The sequence below is a fragment of the Xanthomonas sp. NCPPB 1325 genome (assembly GCF_041477645.2).
In the GTDB taxonomy this organism is placed as follows: domain Bacteria; phylum Pseudomonadota; class Gammaproteobacteria; order Xanthomonadales; family Xanthomonadaceae; genus Xanthomonas; species Xanthomonas cannabis.
This window is the reverse complement of the sequence record NZ_CM192985.1, coordinates 4,335,935-4,355,842: the sequence shown is the minus strand read 5'-3', so window position 1 is coordinate 4,355,842 and position 19,908 is coordinate 4,335,935. Positions and strand designations below refer to the sequence as shown.

Below are 19,908 nucleotides of genomic sequence, written 5' to 3'. Positions count from 1 at the left end.
GCCGGTAACGCCGCATCGCGCGCAAGCGCGCTCCTACAAAACGTGAACACACCGCGCAAAACGTGAGTCTGGCGTCAGCTCCGTGTGCGATACGTCTGCACTAATACAAATCGATCGGATCCACATCCAGCGACCAGCGCACGCGGCGTGCCTGCGGGAGTGCGTAGATCGCCGGCAACTGGGTGTCGAGCAACCGGTGCAGCGCCGAGCGTTGCTGTGCGGACAGCAGCAACTGGGTGCGTTGGAACCCGGCGCGGCGCGGCATCGGGGCAGGCATCGGGCCATAGCATTCCACAGCGGCAAACGCTGGCGACTGCGCCGAGCTCTCGTCGGCGGTCAGCCCGCGTACCGCCAGCAGGAACTGATTGGCGGCGGCGACATCCTTTGCTTCGGCGCGGAACAGCGCCAGATGCGCAAACGGTGGAAATCCGGCCGCTTCGCGCTGCTGCAGTTCGGCATCGGCAAAGGCGTGGTAGCCGCCGTTGACCAGGGTCTGCAGCAAGGGGTGTTCGGGGTGATGGGTCTGCAGCCAGACCTCGCCGGGGCGGTCGGCGCGTCCGGCGCGCCCTGCCACCTGGATCAGCTGCTGGGACAGCTTTTCGGCGGCACGGAAGTCGGCCGAGAACAGGCCTTCGTCGATGCCGACCACCACCACCATGGTCAACCGCGGCAGGTCGTGACCCTTGGCCAGGATCTGGGTGCCGACCAGGATGCCGGCGTCGCTGCCGAGCCGGGCGAGCTGGGTCTCCAGTGCGTCGCGGCGCTGGGTGGTGCTGCGGTCGATGCGCACCACCGGGACATCCGGGAAGGCCTCGGTCAGGCGCTCTTCCAGCCGCTCGGTGCCGATGCCCTGCGGCTGCAGCGCCAGGCTGGCGCAGGCCGGGCAGGCCAGCGGTGCGGGTTGGCGCGCGCCGCAGTGGTGGCATTGCAGGCGGCGGCCGCCGGCATGCACGGTCATGGGCGTCTGGTGCAGCGGCGTGCTGCAGCGCTGGCAGGCGGCGGTCCAGCCGCAGTCGTGGCACAGCAGCACCGGTGCATAGCCGCGGCGGTTCTTGAACACCAGCACCTGCTCGCCACGCGCCAGGGTGGCGCCGATGCCAGCCAGCACCTCTGGCGACAATCCGTCCTTGAGCGGGCGCTTGCGCACGTCCAGCACCCGGACCCGCGGCGGGCGCGCCTCGCCGGCACGCCGCGACAGCCGCAGGTGCCGGTAGCGGCCGGAATAGGCGTTGTGCAGGCTTTCCAGCGAGGGGGTGGCGCTGCCCAGGATCACCGGCACGTCCAGCGCCTTGCCGCGGACCAGGGCGAAATCGCGGGCGTGATAGCGGATGCCGTCCTGCTGCTTGTAGCTGCCGTCGTGTTCTTCGTCGATCACGATCAGGCCGGCGTTGGGCAGCGGGGTGAACACCGCCGAGCGGGTACCCACGATCAGCTTGGCCTCGCCGCGCCAGGCCGCAGCCCAGACGCGGGCGCGTTCGCCATCGGAGAGCCCCGAGTGCAGCGCGTGCACCGGCACGCCCAGGCGCGCGCGGAAGCGCCCCAGCGTCTGCGGGGTCAGGCCGATCTCCGGCACCAGCACCAGCGCCTGCCTGCCGGCCGCCAGGCAGTCGGCGATCGCCTGCAGGTAGACCTCGGTCTTGCCGCTGCCGGTGACGCCGTCGAGCAGGTAGGTGGCAAAGCCGGTCTGCGCGCGGACGGCAGCGGCGGCCGCCTGTTGCTCGTCGTTGAGCGCCGGCCCGCTGCCGGGGCGGGCCGGGATGGCGTTGGCCGGCACTGCCACGCGTTCGGCAAGCTCACGTTTGGCCAGGCTGCGGGCGGCCTCGCGCCACTGCGGCAGCAACGGGTCCAGCTGCTCTTCGCCCACGGCGCCGGCCTGCAGCAGGCCGGCCAGCAACGCCGGCCGGCTGCCGGCGCGCAGGCTGCCGGCGCGCAGGCTGCTGGCGGCGGTGTGCCCGGCTTCGGTCAGCTGCCAGGCCCAGGCGTGGGTGTCGGCCAGGGGCTCGCCGCGGCGGAGCGGGCCGGGCAGGGCGCTGGCCTGGGCCTCGCCGAGCGGGGCATGGGTATAGCGGGCCAGCCACTGCAGCGAGCGAGCCAGTTCATCCACCAGCAGCGGCGCGTCGTCGCACCAGGCCAGTGCCGGGCGCAAGCCCTCGGCCGACGGCTGCCGGCCGATTTCCACCACCACCCCGATCAGCTCGCGCGAGCCGAACGGCACACGCAGCCGGCAACCGACCCGCGCCGGATCGGCGACGGGCACGTCGGCTGGGGGCAGGTAATCGAACAGCTGGGGCAGCGGCACCGGCAGGGCGACGCGCAAGGTGGGCACAGTCGAAGTCATCCACCAAGTCTACCGACTGTGTCCAGTGAACCTGTTCCTGCGCAATTTGGAGCGTGAAGGCCGCGTGATCACTTGCAGCGTCTTTCTGTGACCCAAGTGATAAATACGACGTAAACCTATGTGAGGACTGAGGAAACGGGTTTATCCACACTGCCTGTGGATAAACCTGTGAATTAACCGCGTGCTCCACGCCGTGAAGGCGGATTCACTTGCCTTGGCAACCCGTTGGACATTTTTTCGCCATCCGGTGAAATGCAATATGGATCAATCACTTAGGCGTGAAACACGATTGCAACAAAGAAAAAACAACAGTTGACAGACGGGGGCGTATCGGTATGCCTGCCGCTGTGCACAACGTGCGTGACCGGCGGTCGCGACCGGAGCAACGGCGGCGCGATCTGTCAAGCGGTCGGCGTGGCGGACCTGCGTCGGTATCATGCCGGCCGATGCTGGAGTTCACATGACCGTAGTCCCCGACGCCCCCGTGACACCTGCCGCGCTGTCAGCCTTCCTACGGGGCGTGGAACGCCGGGGTCTGGTGCTGGCGCAGTTGCAATGTGGCGACGTGGCCGCCGCCGAGCGGGCCCTGGCCGCCGCCTTGCGCGCCTTCAGCAGCCAGGCGGCGGGACGCCCGATGGCCGGCTGGCCGATGCGCTTCTGGAGCCTGCTGGCCACCGCGCCGCCGCTGCGCCGCGAACCCATGCCCGGCACCTGGCAGCCGCCGTTCACCGCGCTGGGCCGGATGCAGACGACCGACCGCCTGGCGTTGTTGCTGCGGATCGTGGCCGGGCTGGAAGAAGACGCCGCCAGCGAGGTGCAGGGCATCGCGGCGGCCGACTACCGGCAGTCGCTGGCGCGGGCCTGCCCGCGCGATGCGGCCGGCAACCCGGACGCGCAGGCCTGGCGGGTATTGGCGGAGGCGGCCCAGCAGGAACTGCGCGAGCTCGGTCCAGCCCAGCTGACCCGGCTCAGCCAGTTGCGCGATGCAGCCCTGGCCGGGGTGCCGTTGCAGACCCCGGCCACACCGGCACAAACCGCACCAGCAGTGGAGCGCCCGCCGCGCGTGCGCGCACAGCGGTCGTGGCGTTGGCCGCAGGTCACCCGCCGCCACGCCGGCATCGGCCTGGGCGTGCTGGCACTGGCCCTGCTGCTGGCGGTGGTCGGCTGGTGGTGGACGCACCGCCGGCCGGCGCTGCCGCCCGAGCCGGTCTCGCAGGCGCCCGCCGGCGTGCTCCATGTGACCGACGCCGCGCCAGTCTTGGTGGAGGAGCTTCCGGCCGCCGACCTGCCGGACTCCGCCGCGGCCGCCGGCCCGGACCCGCGCGATCAGGCCATGCTGGCCGACCCGGACCTGGAGCTGGCGCGCTCGGCGGACTTCTATGCCTGGTACGCCGCCGGCCACCCGGTCCCCAAGGACGAGTCCGGCGCGCATGCCACCGCTGCCGAGCTGCCTTCTGCACCACTGGAGACGGTCGATGACGATCAATAAGTGGTCCGGCCTGTTGATGCTGGCGATGACTGGCATTGCCTGTGCGCAGGCCTTGCCCGCAGCACTGGACGAAGGCAGTGCTGCGGCTGCCCCGGCCGCGCCCAGCGCCGCGCAGCAACGTGCCCGTTGGGCGGCGCTGACCCCGGCACAACAGGCCGACCTGCGCGCGCGCTACGCGGCCTGGAAGGATCTGACCGCCACCGACAAGGTGGTGCTGCGGCAGGCGCGCGAGCGCCTGCATGGGCTGCCCGACGACCAGCAGCGTGCGCTGCGGACCCAGTTCACTGCGATGGACCGCCTGCACCGCGACGGCTGGCGTCTGGGCTCGCAGCTGGGGGCGTTCTACCCGCAGCTGCAGCCGCTGATCGGCTATGTGCCGGTGGGGCAGCGCGAGCGTGTGCTGGCGGTCCTGCGCAGCCTGGATGCCGGCCAGCTGGAGCAGCTGGCGGTGCTGGCACAACGCACGCCGCCGCAGGAGCGCGATGGCCTGCGCGAGGCCTTGCTGGCCGAAGCCCCGGCCACCCGCAGTGCCTGGCTGAAGCGGCAACTGGCGCGCTGATCGCCGCAGGGCGCCGGGAGGCGGCGCGTGCCTCGTCCTGCGCCGTGCGACTGCACGACGGCCAGCGGGCTGTCTCGGCTTGGTGGGTGTCACCGAGGCGGTACCGCCCATGCGCGGCTCGCCATTCGGAACCGTCCGCGGCCAGGTCGCCGTCGCTGCGTCAGACCTTGGGCAACCAGAGCACCATGGCGATGTCACGCACGCCGTGTTCGATCACAGGCGCGCCAGGCTCGCCACCATCAGGAATGCGGCTGCCAGCGCGACGACGACGAAGTACACGCTGCCCAGGCCGAGATACTTCAGCACGGTCACCGGCCACGACTGTCCGTACACCCGTCGCTGCATCCACAGCAGATAGACCGGCATCCACAGCGCCAGCCCAAACTGCACCAGCCCGATGCTCCAGGCAATCGGGCTGGCAACCTGCGCCACCGCGTCGCCAAGCAGCGACATCAGTAGCATCGCCAGCAGGTTCAGGCACAGAAACGCATGGCTGTAGAGCGCCACCACCAGGTGCTCCAAATACACCCGCCCGCTGCGCAGGTAAAACACCCGTAACAGCAACGCAAACAGCGGCACCAGCACCAGCAAGGTGGATGGCACCGCCGCAAAGAACGCGTTGTAGAGCAGCTGCGGGTTGCTGCGCAGGCGCGGCAGGTTGGCGCGGATATGGCCGAGCTGGGTGTTGAGCCAGCGGTTGGCGAACGGCGGCAACGGCGCCACGGTCAACGGATTGCTGACCGGATCCCAGGGGGTGCCGCCGACCGAAAAGAACGTGCTGTTGTCGGGTGCATCGACCACCGGGGCCGCACTATTCAGGCGCGCGCCCTGGTGCAGTTGCGCCAGCCGCTTGCTCGCTTCGCTCTCGGCACGTGCAATGCCGGCATCCACGCCGTCGCGTGCGATGCCGGCTGGCACCACCGTGCGGGTGCTGGTCAGCGCACCGACCATCTGTGCACGCACCGCTTCCACCTGCGCCGGCGTGCGCGCATGCGCGAAGTCCTTCGGGGTGGCGCTGTGCGGTGCCGCTCCCGCCGCGACATCGGTGTCCTCGTCGGACGCGTGCACGGCGATGCGTGCGATGAAGAAGGTCAACAGACTCAGCACCAGAAACAGCCGCATCGGTGCCACATAGCGCACGCGTTGCCCGCTCAGAAACCGCAGTGCCACGCGGCCGGGCACCAGCAGGTCGCGCAGGGTGCGGAAGATGCGCCCGTCCAGGTGCCAGAACGACTCGAATACTTCTTCCACCGCATGCGCAACGCTACGCACCGGGTTGTGGGCGCTCTGCCCGCAAGCGTGGCAAAAGTCACCGTGCAGGGCGGTGGAACAGTTTTCGCAATCCGATGGGTGCGGCGCGGTCGGGTGCAGGGGCATGGCCAGGTCCTGTTGGCGGTTCCAAGGGGCCGCAGCGGCTGGCACGGCCACCCGAAGGGCCATGTCAGGCGCACGGTACAGCGTGATCGCGCGGCTGGCCGGGATTGGCGTGCCGCATTGTATTGCCCCGCCTGCGCGAGCGAGCGCGGCGGCAGTGCCCAGGCGCGCGTCAGGCCGCTGTCGGAAACTGCGCGTAAGATAGCGGCCCCACGCGACCCGGTGCCAGCGCCTCCCGGTACGGCCGTAGTCCGCGCAGCGATCGGTTTGTCATGTCTGTTCCTTCTGCACCCACGTCCGCGACGCCAGGCTTCGCCGCGGAAGTGCGCACCACCGGCCTGCTGGCCTTGCCGCTGGTGCTCGGCCACGTCTCCACCGGCCTGATCGGCTTCACCGACAACGTCATCGCCGGCCACCACGGCACTGCCACGCTGGCGGCGGTCACCATCGGGACCTCGCTGCTGTGGCTGCCGATGCTGGTGCCGATCGGCACGCTGATCTCGCTGACCGCTTCGGTCTCGCAACTGCTCGGCGCCGGGCGCGAGCGCGAGATCGGCCCGTTGTTTCGTCAGGCGTTGTGGCTGTCGCTGGGCTTGAGCGCATTGATGTTCGCGTTTCTGAGCGTGGTGCCGCCGCTGCTGCCCACCTTCGGCATTGCCCCGGACATCGTGCCGGGGGCCACCGACTTCCTGCATGCGGTGCGCTGGGGCGTGCCGGCGCTGACGTTCTATTTCTGCATGCGCTATCTCAGCGAAGGCATGCACTGGACGCTGCCGACCATGCTGCTGGGGTTTGGCGGGCTGCTGGTGCTGGCGCCGCTGGGCTATGCGCTCACCTACGGCAAATGGGGCCTGGCCGAGCATGGCGCCGAAGGGCTGGGCATGGCCTCGGCGATCACCATGTGGGTGCAGGCCGGTGTCTTTGCGCTGTACCTGTGGCGGGCGCGGCGCTTTGCGCATCTGGAATTGTTCACCCACCTGGAAGGGCCGCGTTGGCGCGCCATCGGCGATCTGTTGCGTACCGGCCTGCCCATCGGTATCACTGTGTTGATGGAGGGCGGCCTGTTCATCGTCACCGCCCTGTTGATCGGCCGGCTGGGCTCCACCGAAGCGGCCGCACACCAGATCGCCATCAACGTCGCGCAGCTGTGCTTCATGGTGCCCATGGGCGTGGCCGAGGCCACCACCGTGCGCGTCGGCCATGCGGTGGGCCGCGGCGACCCGCTGGCGATGCGTCGCGCCACCTGGGCCGGTTACGCCATCGTGCTGGGCACCCAGGCGCTGTCGGCCAGCGCGCTGTTGCTGGGGCACGACGCCATCGTGAGCGTGTATACCGACGATGTGGCAGTGGCCGCGCTGGCCTCGGTGTTGCTGCTGTTTGCCGCCACCTTCCAGTTTCCCGATGGCATCCAGGTGCTGTCGGCCGGCGCGCTGCGCGGGCTCAAGGACACCCGCGTGCCGATGTTCCTGGCGATGGTGTCGTACTGGGGCGTGGGCATGCCGATCGGCGCCGGGCTCGGCCTGGGGCTGGGCTGGGGGCCGCAGGGTATGTGGATCGGGTTGATCCTGGGCCTGACCGTGGCGTCGGTCCTGATGGGCTTGCGCTTCCGCCATACCAGCCGGCGATTGACCGCCCGCGTGGCCCCCTGACTTTCAGCGCATGCCGCGCGCGCAGCGCAGCCGGTATGCTGCACACCATCATCTGTACGCAGCGTCTTTTCGACGGAGTTTTCCATGAACCACCCCGTGCGTCGCAATCCCATCGCCAGCTTCTTCGTCGGCCTGTGGGACGTGATGAATTTCACCCGGCGCCTGATCTTCAACCTGGTGTTCTTTGGCTTTCTGTTCCTGCTGTTGCTGCTGTTCGTGGTGGCGATCGCGCGCGGCGACGGCACCAAACCCCTGGCCGAGCGCACCACCCTGGTGATCAACCCCGAAGGCACCCTGGTCGAGCAGTTCAGCGCCGACCCGGTGAGCCGGTCGCTGGCCAAGGCGGTGGGCGACAAGAGCGCCGAAGAAGTGCAGTTGCGCGACCTGGTGCGGGTGATCGAGGCGGCCGGCAAGGACCGCAAGATCGAGCGGGTGCTGTTGAACCTGGACAAGCTGCAGCCGGCCGGCTTCGCCTCGCAGCGCGAAGTGGCCGCCGCGCTGCAGAAACTGCGCGCCTCCGGCAAGCAGATCGTGGCCTTCAGCGAAAGCATGAGCCAGGGCCAGTACCTGCTGGCCGCGCAGGCCAACGAGGTCTATCTGGACCCGATGGGCAGCGTGCTGATGGAAGGGCTTGGCCGCTATCGCCAGTATTTCCGCGAAGGCCTGCAGGACAAGCTCGGCGTGGACGTGCACCTGTTCCGCGTCGGCGAATACAAGTCTGCGGCCGAGCCGTACATCCTCGACGCGGCCTCGGCCGACGCCAAGGAAGCGGACCTGTTCTGGATGAACGATGTGTGGCAGCGCTATCTGGCCGATGTCGGCGCCGCGCGCAAGCTCACGCCCGCGCAGCTGGCCGCCGGCATCGACACCCTGCCGGAGGGCGTGGTGGCCGCCGGTGGCGACCTGGCCAAGTTCGCGCTGCAGCAGAAGCTGGTGGACGGGCTCAAGACCCGCGAAGACGTCGATGCCCTGCTGACCAAGCGCGGCGTGGCCGACAGCGATGCCGACAGCGGTTTCCGCAACATCGGCTACAACGATTACCTGAGCCAGTTGCAGGCGCAGCGCTCGCCGATGGACAGCCGTCCGCAGGTGGCCGTGGTGGTGGCCGCCGGCGAAATCAGTGGCGGCGAGCAGCCGGCCGGGCGCATCGGTGGCGAGTCCACCGCGGCGTTGCTGCGCCAGGCGCGCGACGACGACGAGGTCAAGGCGGTGGTGCTGCGGGTGGATTCGCCCGGCGGCGAAGTGTTCGCCTCCGAACAGATCCGCCGTGAAGTGGTCGCGCTCAAGCAGGCCGGCAAGCCGGTGGTGGTGTCGATGGGCGACCTGGCCGCGTCCGGCGGTTACTGGATCAGCATGAATGCCGATCGCATCTACGCCGACCCGTCGACCATCAGCGGCTCCATCGGCATCTTCGGCATGGTGCCCAACCTGACCCGCGCGCTGGACAAGATCGGCGTGCACACCGACGGCGTGGGCACCACGCGATTCGCCGGTGCGTTCGACATCACCCGTCCGTTGGACCCGGCGGCTGGCCAGGTGATCCAGGCCGTGATCAACAAGGGTTATGCCGACTTCACCGGCAAGGTGGCGCAGGCGCGTCACCAGTCGGTGGAGGCCATCGACAAGGTCGCGCGCGGTCGTGTGTGGAGCGGGGCGCAGGCCAAGCAACATGGGCTGGTGGATGCCTTCGGCGGCATGCAGGACGCAGTGGCCGATGCGGCCGACCGCGCCAAGCTGGGCCGTGGCAAGTTCCGCGTGCGCTATGTGGAAAAACCGGCGACGCCGTTTTCGCAGTTCATGAGCGGGTTCGCCGGCAGCCGCATGGGCGCGTGGATGCTGGGCGACTCGGGCATGGCACGTGCATTGCTGGCCCGCTCGTTGCCGGAAGTGGACACGCAGCTGCGCTTCGTCGAAAGCGCCGTGCACGACAGCAAGGCGGGCGGCACGCCGGTCAAGGCATTGGCCTACTGTTTCTGCGGGTTCTGAGCCGTCGCGCTTGGACAGCGATTGCTGTATCGACAACGCCGGCCATGTGCCGGCGTTGTTGTTTCTACTGCGTGGCTGCGTCGATCGCCTTGCGCTGGTCTTCGGCGGCCTGATCGGTCGCGGCCTGCACTGCGTGCGCCTTGTTCAGCGGTTGCTGGATATGGTCGCGCAAGGCGGTGGCCTGCGGTTCGGGTTTCTGTTCGGTGGGTGCGGGCTGCGGCCGCTGACAGGCGCCCAGCGACACCGCCAGGCAGGCTGCAAGCATCCAATGCGTCTTCATCGTCGTGACCTCGCTCGGGGTGGCGGTATCCTAACGCTCGGCCCACGCATGCGCGTCAACTGCGCTGCAGCGGCCGTTTCCCAGCGTCTTGAAGAGGATCACCCACGTGACAATGCATCGCTGGCGGCTGGATGGACAGACCGCGCTCATCACCGGCGCCAGTGCCGGCATCGGTCTGGCCATTGCACGCGAGCTGCTGGGTTTTGGCGCGGATCTGCTGATGGTGGCGCGCGATGCCGATGCGCTGGCGCAGGCACGCGATGAGCTGGCCGAGGAATTTCCCGAGCGCGAGCTGCATGGCCTGGCGGCCGACGTGGCCGACGATGAGGAGCGCCGCGCGATCCTGGACTGGGTGGAAGATCATGCCGACGGCCTGCATGTGTTGATCAACAACGCCGGCGGCAACATCACCCGCGCCGCGATCGACTACACCGAGGACGAGTGGCGCGGCATCTTCGAAACCAACGTGTTTTCGGCGTTCGAACTGTCGCGCTATGCGCATCCGTTGCTGACCCGGCACGCCGCATCGGCCATCGTCAACGTCGGTAGCGTGTCCGGAATCACCCATGTGCGCAGCGGTGCGCCGTATGGCATGACCAAGGCTGCCCTGCAGCAGATGACGCGCAACCTGGCAGTGGAATGGGCCGAGGATGGCATCCGCGTCAACGCGGTGGCGCCGTGGTACATCCGCACGCGCCGCACCTCCGGGCCGTTGGCGGATCCGGATTACTACGAGCAGGTGATCGAGCGCACCCCGATGCGCCGCATCGGCGAACCCGAAGAAGTGGCCGCCGCAGTGGGCTTCTTATGCCTGCCGGCGGCCAGCTACATCACCGGCGAATGCATCGCGGTGGATGGCGGCTTTCTGCGCTACGGGTTCTGAGCACAGCGCCACGGCAGGGCGACGTTGCCGGTCGTTGCACTGGCGGCGAGGGCACAGCGTCGCTGCGCGGCGTCGCGTTCTGTGCGGCGCCCAGGTTCCGCCCGGCGGCAGTGCACATGGGGGCGATGGGTCACGTCGCGCAGCGCCTGCACCGCCTCGCGCCTGATCGAGATACAGCGCGGACTACCTGGCAACACCTGTCGATATATGCCGATCAACGTTCGTTTCATCGATGCAGTGCAGCCCATGATCGGAACAGCGCTGACGGCATCGCGGCAGGATTGGCGCGGCGGTTTTCATCCCGCGCACGCCGCAGCTGGTCGTAGCGCGGTTTGCGTAACGCATTGCAGCCGGTGATCAGGCCACGCGCTCAGGGCGTGGCGGCGGGATTGGCGCAGCGACTTTCATCCAGCACGCGCCGCATCTGGTCGTAGCGCTGTTTGCGCTCGGCCGATTGCGCCTCATCGGAGAAGCGCCAGGTGGATTCGGCCTGCTCGGCACGTTTGCGCCAGGCCTCGCACAGGCTCTGGTCCGGCACCGGTGCGCAGCGGTCGGTGACCACTTCGCAGGCGCTGCCGCCACCGGTGGCCGGCCCGCCGGCCAGATTGGTGGTCTGCATCGGCAGGCAACGCGTGGCCGGTTCGCGGTCTTCGGTGAAATAGCGGCCGTTATCGTGCGCGGTGCATTCGAACAGCGGCGGCGGTGGCAGTGTCGAGGTGGAGGTCGCTGCCGGCACCGGCGTGGTGGGAGGCGTCGCGGCTGGCGCGGCGGGCGCCGACGCAGCGGTTGGCGCAGCGGCGCGTGGCTGCGTGGCACGTGCAGGCGCAGCGGTTGCCGCTCCGCCTGGCGCGAATGGCACTGCGGCCGGGGCTGTCATCAGCTTTTTCTGTTGCTGCATGCCTTTCGGGCACGGCATGTTCTGCACCGTGAGCGCGCCGGTGGGATCGGTGCAACGGTAGATGGCCATCTCCTGGGCGCTGGCGCCCCACACCCCGCCCAATAGCAGGCATACCACCAGGGTGCGGTTCATGCGCCGCCGCAATCGCGTTGCTGACGCGCTTCGATGCCACGTTGTTCGCGGCTGAGGTCCTGGCGCTCGCTTTGCAGTGCGTTGTTGTACCGACGGATCAGCTCCCAGCGGCGGTCTGCCAACCGCGCGCAGACTTCCTGTTCCGGCAATGCGTGGCATTCGTCGCGGACCTGCACATTGCCGTAGGGCACGATCACGGTGCCGCCATAGTCGCCACCGTGGTATCCGCCCTGATAGCCACCTTGATAGCTGCCACCGCCAAAGCTGGCGCTGCCGCGCAGGCTGCCGCGTCCGGAACCACCCTGCACCGAGATCGCCGGGCGCGGGCTAACCGGTAGCGGCGGGCGCAGGGTGCCAGCGGGGGGCGAAGGCGGGGCGATGCCATTTCCCACATAGGCCGGCCCCCAGGTCGGCACCCAGCGCGGATTGCCTTCCGGGCTGTCGCTGGTATAGCGCTGGCCGTCTTCGGTGGTGCACTCGTACATCGGCTGCGGCGGTTGCACGGTCACGATGCGCACCTCGCGCGCGGGTGCGGCGGCGGCCGGGGCGGGCGCTTGAACGTGTGCCGGGCGTGGCGGCGGATCCTGCGGACGCTGCATGTCCAGCACCTGCTGGCGGCCGCCGCTGCACGGCGCATCCTGCAAGGCGACGGTACCGGTGCTGCTGACGCAGCGGTACACGCGCACGTTGGGGTCGGGCTTGCTGGCCGTGCTCGCTGCCGCTGCGGGCAGTGCGCAGGCCAGCAACAGAAGAGTCAGGGGAGTACGCATGGCCTGAGTGTGCGCGCTCGGCGGCCGCGCCGCAAAGTGGCTGGCGGTCGCCTGCGACGCCGTCGTGCCGCGGCATGGCAGCGTCACTGAAGGCGCTGAGCTTGCCAGGCTGGGCACTGCCGCAGGTGCCCGGGTGCTGCTTGTGGCGGAACCCGGCCGCTCCAGGAGACCGCTCGTTGATCGATACCCGGCCGAGAGCTCAGGGCCTGCCGCGCCGGGTCGTTACCGAGGACCTGCCGATCAGGCGAAGCGGGCTGGCATGCGTCGCATGCGGGAGGCACAGCCGCCGAAGACGGAAGAGGGGCGTCGGGACCGGGCGCGGCGTGGTCGAGCGGCCGGGCCAGGTGCGTGCCTGATGCGGCCTGCACGGCAGCGCAGCAACCGCCAGACGGGCGCTGTCCAGTGCACCTTGGACCAAACGCGGTGGCGCCGTGCCTTGCGCCAACGCACGCACACGGAAAGTAAAGATGACACCAACCCGCAGCATGCGCATGACGCCGGCTTGTTCGGCCGGCGGTGGCTCAGTCGCGCAGCACCTGGCCGGTCCGTGCGTCGCGGATCTGGGTGGGTTGCGCCTGCCCGCCGACATCGCCCGCCACCACGCCGTCGATGGTCGCCAGCAGGGCCGGGTCCAGGGCCTCGCGGCTGCGCGCGGGGGGCTCGCCTGCCAGGTTGGCGCTGGTGGACACCAGCGGGCCGCCCCAGGCCGCGCACAGCGCAGCCACCACCGGATGCGCGCTGATGCGCACGGCCAGCCCGTCGTGCGTGCCGGTGACCCAGCGCGGCGCGCGGGACGTGACCGGCAGGATCCAGGTATGCGGGCCGGGCCAGCTGGCCAGCACGTCCTGCCGGCGCGCCGGCGCCAGCGCATCGAGATCGATCCAGTCGTACAGCCGCTCGATGGCGGACGCCACCACGATCACGCCCTTGTCGACGGGGCGCCGCTTGATCTCCAGCAGCCGCAGTACCGCCGCTTCCTGTGCCGGATCGCAGCCCAGGCCCCAGACCGCTTCGGTCGGGTAGGCGATCACGCCGCCCCGTTGCAGGGTAGCGACCGCGCTGTTCGGGCTCAGCGTGTGGTCCATGCGCTGCCTCAGCCTGCCGCCTTGCTCACGGTTTTCTTGACCACGCGCTTGGCCGCCTTCTTGGTGGCGGCCTTCTTGGCCGGCGCTTTCTTCGCTGCCGTCTTGGTGGCGGTTTTCTTGACCGTGGTCTTCTTGGCGGCGTCCTTCGCTTCCTTGGCCGAATCCTTGACCGCATTCTTCTTCAGCGTGGCCTTCTTGGCGCCAAAGCCCTTGCGCACCGGCTTGCCGGTGTCGGCCAGCAGTTGCTGCACCTCGGCGAGCGTCAACGACGACGGCTCGCGCTCCTTGGGGATCTTGCCATTGAGCTTGCCATCGCTGATGTACGGGCCGAAGCGGCCGTTGAGCACCTGGATGTCGCTGCCCTCGAATTCCTTGATCACGCGGTTGCGCGCGATCTCTTCCTTCTCTTCGATCAGGAATACCGCGCGTTCCAGATCGATGGTGTACGGGTCGTCCTCTTTCTTCAGCGAGGCGTACACGCTGCCACGGCGCGCAAACGGGCCGAAACGACCGATGCCGACGCTGACGTCTTGATCTTTGTTCTGGCCAAGCGCGCGCGGCATCTTGAACAGTTCCAGCGCATCCTCGATGGAGATCGAATAGATGCTCTGGCCCGGCCGCAGCGATGCAAACGTCGGCTTTTCTTCGTCTTCGACGGTGCCGATCTGCACCATCGGGCCGAAGCGGCCGATGCGCGCACTCACCTCTTTGCCGCTGACCGGGTCGGTGCCGAGCACGCGCACGCTGCCGGCGTCGGTCTTGTCCAGCGAATCCTTCTTGTCCTCGACCAGTTCCTTGAACGGGCCCCAGAACTTCTCCATCAACGGGATCCATTCGGCTTCGCCGCGCGACACCGCATCCAGATCGTCTTCCAGGTTGGCGGTGAAGTCGTAATCCACGTAGCGGGTGAAGTGCCCGGACAGGAACTTGGACACCGCCCGGCCCACGTCGGTCGGGCGGAAGCTGCGGCCTTCCATCTCGACGTACTTGCGGAACTGCAGGGTCTGGATGATCGAGGCGTAGGTGGACGGACGGCCGATGCCGTATTCCTCCAGCGCCTTGACCAGCGCCGCTTCGGTGAAGCGCGGCGGCGGCTGGGTGAAGTGCTGGTCGGTGACGATGCGGTCCAGCGGGATGTTGTCGCCGGCCTTCATCAGCGGCAGCTTACGGCCTTCGTCCTCGTCCTCGCTGCTCTTGGTGTCCTTGCCTTCTTCGTAGACGGCCAGGAAACCCGGCACCACCACGGTGGTGCCGCTGGCGCGGAACACGTGCTCGCTGCCGGCCGACAGATCCACGCTGACGGTATTGAGCGTGGCCGGAATCATCTGGCAGGCCACCGCGCGGCGCCAGATCAGCTCGTACAGGCGGCGCTCGTCGTCGGACAGAAAGCGCGCCACCTGGGCCGGTGTGCGCAATGCCGAGGTCGGCCGCACCGCTTCGTGGGCTTCCTGCGCGTTCTTGGATTTGGTGGTGTAGGCGTTGGGCTGGTCGGGCAGCGAGGCGGTGCCGAAATCGCGCGCGATCACATCGCGGATTTCCGCCAGCGCGTCCTGCGACAGGTTCACCGAGTCGGTACGCATATAGCTGATCAGGCCGACCGAGCCTTCATCGCCCAGCGCCACGCCTTCGTACAACTTCTGCGCCACCTGCATGGTCTTGCGGGTGGTGAAGCCGAGCTTGCGCGAAGCTTCCTGCTGCAGCGTGGACGTGGTGAACGGCGGGGCAGGGCGGCGCTTGCGCTCCTTGCTGGCCACGTCGGTCACATGCAGCACGCCTTGCGCGGCCTGCTGGATGCGCAGGCGCGCCGCTTCGGCGGTGTCGCCGTCGGTGACGGTGAACTGCTCGAACTTCTGCCCGTCCAGCTTGATCAGTCGCGCGTTGAATGCCTGCGAGGGATGCCGGCAGTGCGCGTCGATGGACCAGTATTCGCGCGGGATGAAGGCTTCGATCTCTTCTTCGCGCTCGACGATCATGCGCAGGGCCGGCGACTGCACGCGGCCGGCGGACAGGCCGCGCTGCACCTTGCGCCACAGCACCGGCGACAGGTTGAAGCCCACCAGGTAGTCGAGCGCGCGGCGGGCCTGCTGCGCATCCACCAGGTCGGCGGCGATCGCGCGCGGCTTGAGCATCGCTTCCTTGATCGCGCGCGGGGTGATCTCGGTGAATACCACCCGCTGCATCGGCTTGTCCTTGAGCAGGCCGCGCTCTTTTAGGATCTCGGCGATGTGCCAGCTGATCGCCTCGCCCTCGCGGTCCGGGTCGGTCGCCAGGAAGATGTCGTCGGCGCCCTTGGCGGCGCGCGCGATGGCCTCGACATGCTTCTCGTTCTTCTCGATCAGGTCGTAACGCATCGCAAAGCCGTTGTCCGGATCGACCGCGCCCTCCTTGGGGACGAGGTCGCGCACGTGCCCATACGAGGCCAGGACGGTGAAGTCCTTGCCGAGGTATTTATTGATCGTCTTGGCCTTGGCGGGCGATTCGACGATGAGCAGGTGCTTGGGCATGGTGGCAACTTCTTGGGGCAGAGCCCGGGGGGCGGGTAGCGTGGCCTAATTGGCCGGTCGAGGGAAGCAGATCGGCCGTTTCCCACACGTTAACGCCCGGGGAGTAGTCCCGGGCGTTCAGTCGTCTTATTAGAAAGATCACGGCGGACGCCGCCGTGTCAAGCGCCTGGCGCGGCGAACTGCTAGCTCTGGCTCATTCCGACGGTTGCCAGCATGATCGCGACGACCACGATGGAGAGCACCAGCAGCACCGCATAAATGGCCAGCACCACGATCGTGACCGTGTCCAGGCCCCGCGACTGCAGCTCCGGGCGGTCGGTGAAGGCCCAGCGGTCCACCACCAGGGTGTCGCAGATCTTGTCGTGCGGGGTCTGTTTGCGCTGGGTCATGCCGGCCATGAAGGCCGCCACGACCGCGCCGATCCCCAAGGTCAGGACGCTGATCAGCATATAGGCCAGGTACCGCAGCACGTTGCGCCAGAACCCGACCCGGGCACCGTTGCTGTCGGCGCGCACCACCTTGATGCCACAGGCGAGTTTGCCCAGGCTGGCCTGCAGCCGGCTGGACTGCATCCAGGCAAAGTACAGCGTGGGAATGGCCAGGCCGATGCCGTAGGACATCACCAGGATCGCAATGCCGAGCGCGCTGCCGTCGTCCAGGGCCGAACCGGAGTCGCCGCGGGTGGTCATCAACGCCACCACGAACACCAGCGGGATCACGATCAGGTACACCGCGAAGGTGGTGATCAGGCTGTCGAGGATGCTGGCGGCCACGCGCCGCCACAGGCCGGCGTAGACGACCGGCGCATCCTGCAGTGCACCGCTTGCCGCGGGCGCGGCGAGGGCCGGGTCACCCCAGGCGTCGGGAAGCGGCGTCGTCGCACTTGCCGGTGCGTTTCCGGGTGCCGAAGCCGCTCCGGCGGTCTCGCTCAGGCTCGGCCCCGACGCTGGCGGTGGGGCGGTGGCGTCTGCCGGCGGGGCAGACCATGCCGGCCGGTCCGGTGATGGGGCGTGGTCGCGTGGCGGGTGGGCTGGAGAATCGACCGAAGGAGATTGACCGGCAAGGCCGGTGGCCACAGCGGCACCAGCGACGGCGCTGCCGCTGGCGTCGGCAACGGCCGTCTGCGCGGGCGATGCCGTGGCAGCGTGGTCATTGACCGGCCGGGCCGCGACTGGCGACGCCATCGCACGCGCGCCGTCGGCGCTGTCGGCAGCCGACAGCGATGCATCGGTCGGTGTTTCCACGCGCGGCGGCCCGCCGGCCTCGGGCACCGCAGGCCCCGCGTCATCAAGGCCCAGTTCAGCGGCGACCTCGTGCAGGGCCACCCATTGCGGCAGGCCTTCGCGCCAGACCAGGCTGGAGCGGTCGATGATGCCCTGCGACAGGCGCGCGGCAAGCGTGTCCGTGTCCACCGGTCCCTGGCGTTGCCGCTGTGCATCGGCGTAATACCACTGCGTCATGTCGTCCCCTTAACGTATAGCCATTGGCGTGCCGCAGGCGGTCAGCCGCGGCAATGCGGCGGAAGTTGGGCGTCGTCGATCTCGGAACTGCAGTTCCAGCTCCCGGCCTCCGCATCCAGATCCAGCCACAGCGCCTTGCCGTCGATTCTGGCCGACTTGGGCGCGTGGATGACCGCTTCGATGCCGCATTCGGTCGTCTCGAAACGGCCAATGCGCACGCTGCTCAAGCGCTCGCTCGCGTACTGCTCGGGTGGCTTAAAGCCAGCGTCATCGTTGACCGGGCAGCGACCTTCGCTCGCAAGAAATTCGGCGATCTGCGGCTTTAACGGTGCCAACTCGCCAATCGCCTCGGCCACCCTGGCACGGTTCAGATAGTCGTTGTAGGCCGGGAACGCGATCGCGGCAAGGATCCCGATCACGCCGACCACGACGAAGACGCCGGCCACCGCGCCCAGCACTGCAATCAACGGCCAGCCAGTGGTATTGCCGCGTGGGTGCAGAGGCGGTGCGGGCGCATGAGGAAGCGGAGCGTGCGCCGCAGCGGGCGGCAATGGCGGCGGAACCGATGCCGCACGCACATCAGTGGAAATTGGCGGACCAAGGGTGTCGGCGCAGGCGGACAAGGGCAGCCACTGGTCCAGTCCTTCTCGCCAGACCAACGTATCCAGGGCGATCAGGTGATCGCGATACAGACCCAGCAAGGCGTCCTCGGCCACCGGCCCGAGCCGATGGCGATTGCCATCGGCGTAATACCAACTGCGCATCCCCGTTCCCCTGCACGCACGTCCGTGGCGGCTTCAAGGCTCAGTGTACGGGTTCAGGCTCGTCTAGGAACATCTGGGTTTCCATCCAGGCATAGGCCGCTTCGGCGCCGGGCTGGTTGAACAGCACCATCAGCACCACCCATTTGAGGTCGTCCAGGTCCAGCTCGTCCTGGTCCAGCGCCATGGCGCGGTCCAGCACCAGCTCGCGCTGATCGGCATCGAGAATGCGGTGTTGCTCGAGGAACAGCAGGAACCCACGGCAGTCCACGTCCAGCTTGTCCAGCTCCGGCCCGTGATAGATCCGCACCGGCCCGTCGACATGCGGGCGCGCGACGCTGGGCCGCTGCTCGGAGAGCGCGTCCAGCCAATCGAAGGCTTTGCTGATTTCTGCGGGGCTGAAACCGGCCTGGATCAGGCCATTTTGTAGCGAGTCACGGTCACGGACCAGGTCCGCGTCTTCGCTGAAGTAATGTTCGAACAGGTACAGCAGTACATCGAGAATGCTCTCTTTCATTGCCCTCGGCCTGCGTCGCGCGACGCTGTGGAGGTGAAGAAACTAAGGATTGCGGGTATAGCGACCGTGCTCGGTGACCACGTCTCCCTCCAGTTCCATGATGAGCAGCATGGAGGACAGCGCGGCGGCCGTCAATCCGGTGCGCTGAACCAGGGAATCCATAGGGGTTGGGTCGTGGCCCAGCGCCTGCCACAAGCGCTGGTAGTCCGGGTCCGAGCGCACGGAAGTGGTGGTGCGCACCGGCCTGGCCTCCTGAGCGGGGGCGCTCAGGCGTTCGCGCAAGGCGCTGGCCAATTCGCCCGACAGCAGGCCCAACCCGTCGATGACCTGGGCCGGTTCCTGCGCGAGCGTGGCGCCCTGGCGGATCAGGTGGTGGCAGCCGCGGGCGAGCGGGTTGTGCAGCGAGCCGGGCAGGGCAAATACCTCGCGGCCGGCTTCTGCCGCCAGGCGTGCGGTGATCAGGGCGCCGGAGCGCATCGCCGCTTCCACCACCAGCGTGCCCAGGGCTAGCCCGGCGATGATCCGGTTGCGGGCCGGGAAGTGCGCCGCCACCGGGCCGGTGCCCGGCAGGTATTCGCTGACCACCGCGCCACGTGCGGCGATGCGATCGCGCAAGCCTTGGTGCCGCTCGGGATAGGCTACGTCGGTGCCGGTGCCGACCACTGCCACGGTGATGGCTTCGCGGTGGGTCAGCGCGGCTTCGTGTGCGATCGCGTCCACGCCTGCGGCCATGCCGCTGACGATGCTCAGCCCGGCGCCCGCCAGGCTGGAGGCGAACGCGCGGGTATGGTCGCGGCCGGCGGCGGTGGCCGAGCGGCTGCCCACCACGGCCACGCCCGGGTGCCAGAGCGCGTTGGGGTCGCCGTCCACGAACAGGGCCATGGGCGGATTGGCGATATGACGCAGCAGGGCCGGGTAGTCCGGATCGTGCCAGCCGATCAGGTGGTGCCCGGGCTGTGTGCACCAGTGCAGGGCCGCATCCAGCGCCTGCTGGTCGGGTGCGTGCAGGCGCTGCGATTGCACCTCGTCGCAGCCGGCGGAGCGCCACGCCTCGGGCCCGGCCGCCAGCATCTCGGCCGCCGACGCGAAGGTGGTCAGCAATGCCTTTCGCGGTGGGCTACGGCCGCCTGCCAGTAGCAGGATCAGCAGGGCGCGCAGGTCGGGAGCAGTCAGGGCCATGCATTCAGGCTAGGCCGCAAACGACGACGGCGCCCTCGGGCGCC

At 68.6% G+C, this 19,908-nt stretch carries 16 protein-coding genes; 5 read left to right on the top strand and 11 right to left on the bottom strand.

Going from position 1 to position 19,908, the window contains the following annotated elements; all coding sequences use genetic code 11:
* Positions 1-100: 100 nt before the first annotated feature.
* Positions 101-2,338: a primosomal protein N' gene (locus ACCQ10_RS18435; RefSeq protein WP_372361518.1), complete on the bottom strand. Its 2,238-nt coding sequence runs from the start codon at positions 2,336-2,338 to the stop codon at positions 101-103.
* Positions 2,339-2,798: 460 nt separating this feature from the next.
* Here ACCQ10_RS18435 and ACCQ10_RS18430 point away from each other — a divergent pair, with 460 nt between their 5' ends.
* Positions 2,799-3,827 (top strand): hypothetical protein, encoded by a 1,029-nt coding sequence (locus ACCQ10_RS18430; protein ID WP_372361517.1) that lies wholly within the window; start codon positions 2,799-2,801, stop codon positions 3,825-3,827.
* Positions 3,814-4,386 carry a DUF3106 domain-containing protein gene (locus ACCQ10_RS18425; protein ID WP_372361516.1) on the top strand — a complete coding sequence of 191 codons (573 nt, stop codon included), beginning with the start codon at positions 3,814-3,816 and terminating at the stop codon, positions 4,384-4,386. The genes ACCQ10_RS18430 and ACCQ10_RS18425 overlap by 14 nt, the downstream gene beginning before the upstream one ends.
* Before the next feature lie 213 nt (positions 4,387-4,599).
* Here ACCQ10_RS18425 and ACCQ10_RS18420 read toward each other — a convergent pair whose 3' ends face one another.
* The gene (locus tag ACCQ10_RS18420) at positions 4,600-5,763 is read right to left on the bottom strand and encodes a DUF3667 domain-containing protein (protein ID WP_372361515.1); all 1,164 of its coding nucleotides are present in this window, start codon (positions 5,761-5,763) and stop codon (positions 4,600-4,602) included.
* A 269-nt stretch (positions 5,764-6,032) separates the two neighbouring features.
* Here ACCQ10_RS18420 and ACCQ10_RS18415 point away from each other — a divergent pair, with 269 nt between their 5' ends.
* Together ACCQ10_RS18415 and sppA are read left to right on the top strand one after the other, a co-directional pair.
* Positions 6,033-7,409 carry an MATE family efflux transporter gene (locus tag ACCQ10_RS18415; protein ID WP_372361514.1) on the top strand — a complete coding sequence of 459 codons (1,377 nt, stop codon included), beginning with the start codon at positions 6,033-6,035 and terminating at the stop codon, positions 7,407-7,409.
* Between the two features lie 84 nt (positions 7,410-7,493).
* The gene (sppA, locus tag ACCQ10_RS18410; RefSeq protein ID WP_166752331.1) at positions 7,494-9,395 is read left to right on the top strand and encodes a signal peptide peptidase SppA; all 1,902 of its coding nucleotides are present in this window, start codon (positions 7,494-7,496) and stop codon (positions 9,393-9,395) included.
* 64 nt (positions 9,396-9,459) lie between these two features.
* Here sppA and ACCQ10_RS18405 read toward each other — a convergent pair whose 3' ends face one another.
* Positions 9,460-9,675 carry a hypothetical protein gene (locus tag ACCQ10_RS18405; protein ID WP_039414920.1) on the bottom strand — a complete coding sequence of 72 codons (216 nt, stop codon included), beginning with the start codon at positions 9,673-9,675 and terminating at the stop codon, positions 9,460-9,462.
* Positions 9,676-9,781: 106 nt separating this feature from the next.
* On the opposite strand from ACCQ10_RS18405, the gene ACCQ10_RS18400 reads away from it, so the two are divergent.
* Positions 9,782-10,558, top strand: a complete 777-nt coding sequence (locus ACCQ10_RS18400) for an SDR family oxidoreductase (protein ID WP_047694792.1) — start codon at positions 9,782-9,784, stop codon at positions 10,556-10,558.
* A 370-nt stretch (positions 10,559-10,928) separates the two neighbouring features.
* Here the strand turns inward: ACCQ10_RS18400 and ACCQ10_RS18395 are convergent, their stop codons facing one another.
* The 8 genes from ACCQ10_RS18395 to dprA form a co-directional block, all read right to left on the bottom strand.
* Positions 10,929-11,588: a DUF4124 domain-containing protein gene (locus tag ACCQ10_RS18395; protein ID WP_372361513.1), complete on the bottom strand. Its 660-nt coding sequence runs from the start codon at positions 11,586-11,588 to the stop codon at positions 10,929-10,931.
* Complete coding sequence (locus tag ACCQ10_RS18390) at positions 11,585-12,358, bottom strand: DUF4124 domain-containing protein (RefSeq protein WP_372361512.1); 774 nt, start codon at positions 12,356-12,358, stop codon at positions 11,585-11,587. The genes ACCQ10_RS18395 and ACCQ10_RS18390 overlap by 4 nt, the downstream gene beginning before the upstream one ends.
* 521 nt (positions 12,359-12,879) lie before the next feature.
* Positions 12,880-13,443 carry an L-threonylcarbamoyladenylate synthase type 1 TsaC gene (gene tsaC / locus ACCQ10_RS18385; RefSeq protein ID WP_166752327.1) on the bottom strand — a complete coding sequence of 188 codons (564 nt, stop codon included), beginning with the start codon at positions 13,441-13,443 and terminating at the stop codon, positions 12,880-12,882.
* 8 nt (positions 13,444-13,451) lie between these two features.
* Positions 13,452-15,947 (bottom strand): DNA topoisomerase I, encoded by a 2,496-nt coding sequence (locus ACCQ10_RS18380; protein ID WP_372361511.1) that lies wholly within the window; start codon positions 15,945-15,947, stop codon positions 13,452-13,454.
* A gap of 182 nt (positions 15,948-16,129) precedes the next feature.
* A complete protein-coding gene (locus ACCQ10_RS18375) occupies positions 16,130-17,407 on the bottom strand; it encodes an RDD family protein (RefSeq protein ID WP_372361510.1) in 1,278 nt (425 codons plus the stop codon).
* A 41-nt stretch (positions 17,408-17,448) separates the two neighbouring features.
* Entirely contained in the window at positions 17,449-18,171 is a 723-nt protein-coding gene (locus ACCQ10_RS18370) for a pilin (protein ID WP_372361509.1), read from the bottom strand.
* A gap of 40 nt (positions 18,172-18,211) precedes the next feature.
* Entirely contained in the window at positions 18,212-18,685 is a 474-nt protein-coding gene (locus ACCQ10_RS18365; RefSeq protein WP_003484452.1) for a DUF494 family protein, read from the bottom strand.
* Between the two features lie 42 nt (positions 18,686-18,727).
* Entirely contained in the window at positions 18,728-19,864 is a 1,137-nt protein-coding gene (gene dprA / locus ACCQ10_RS18360; protein WP_372361508.1) for a DNA-processing protein DprA, read from the bottom strand.
* Between the last annotated feature and the right edge of the window lie 44 nt (positions 19,865-19,908).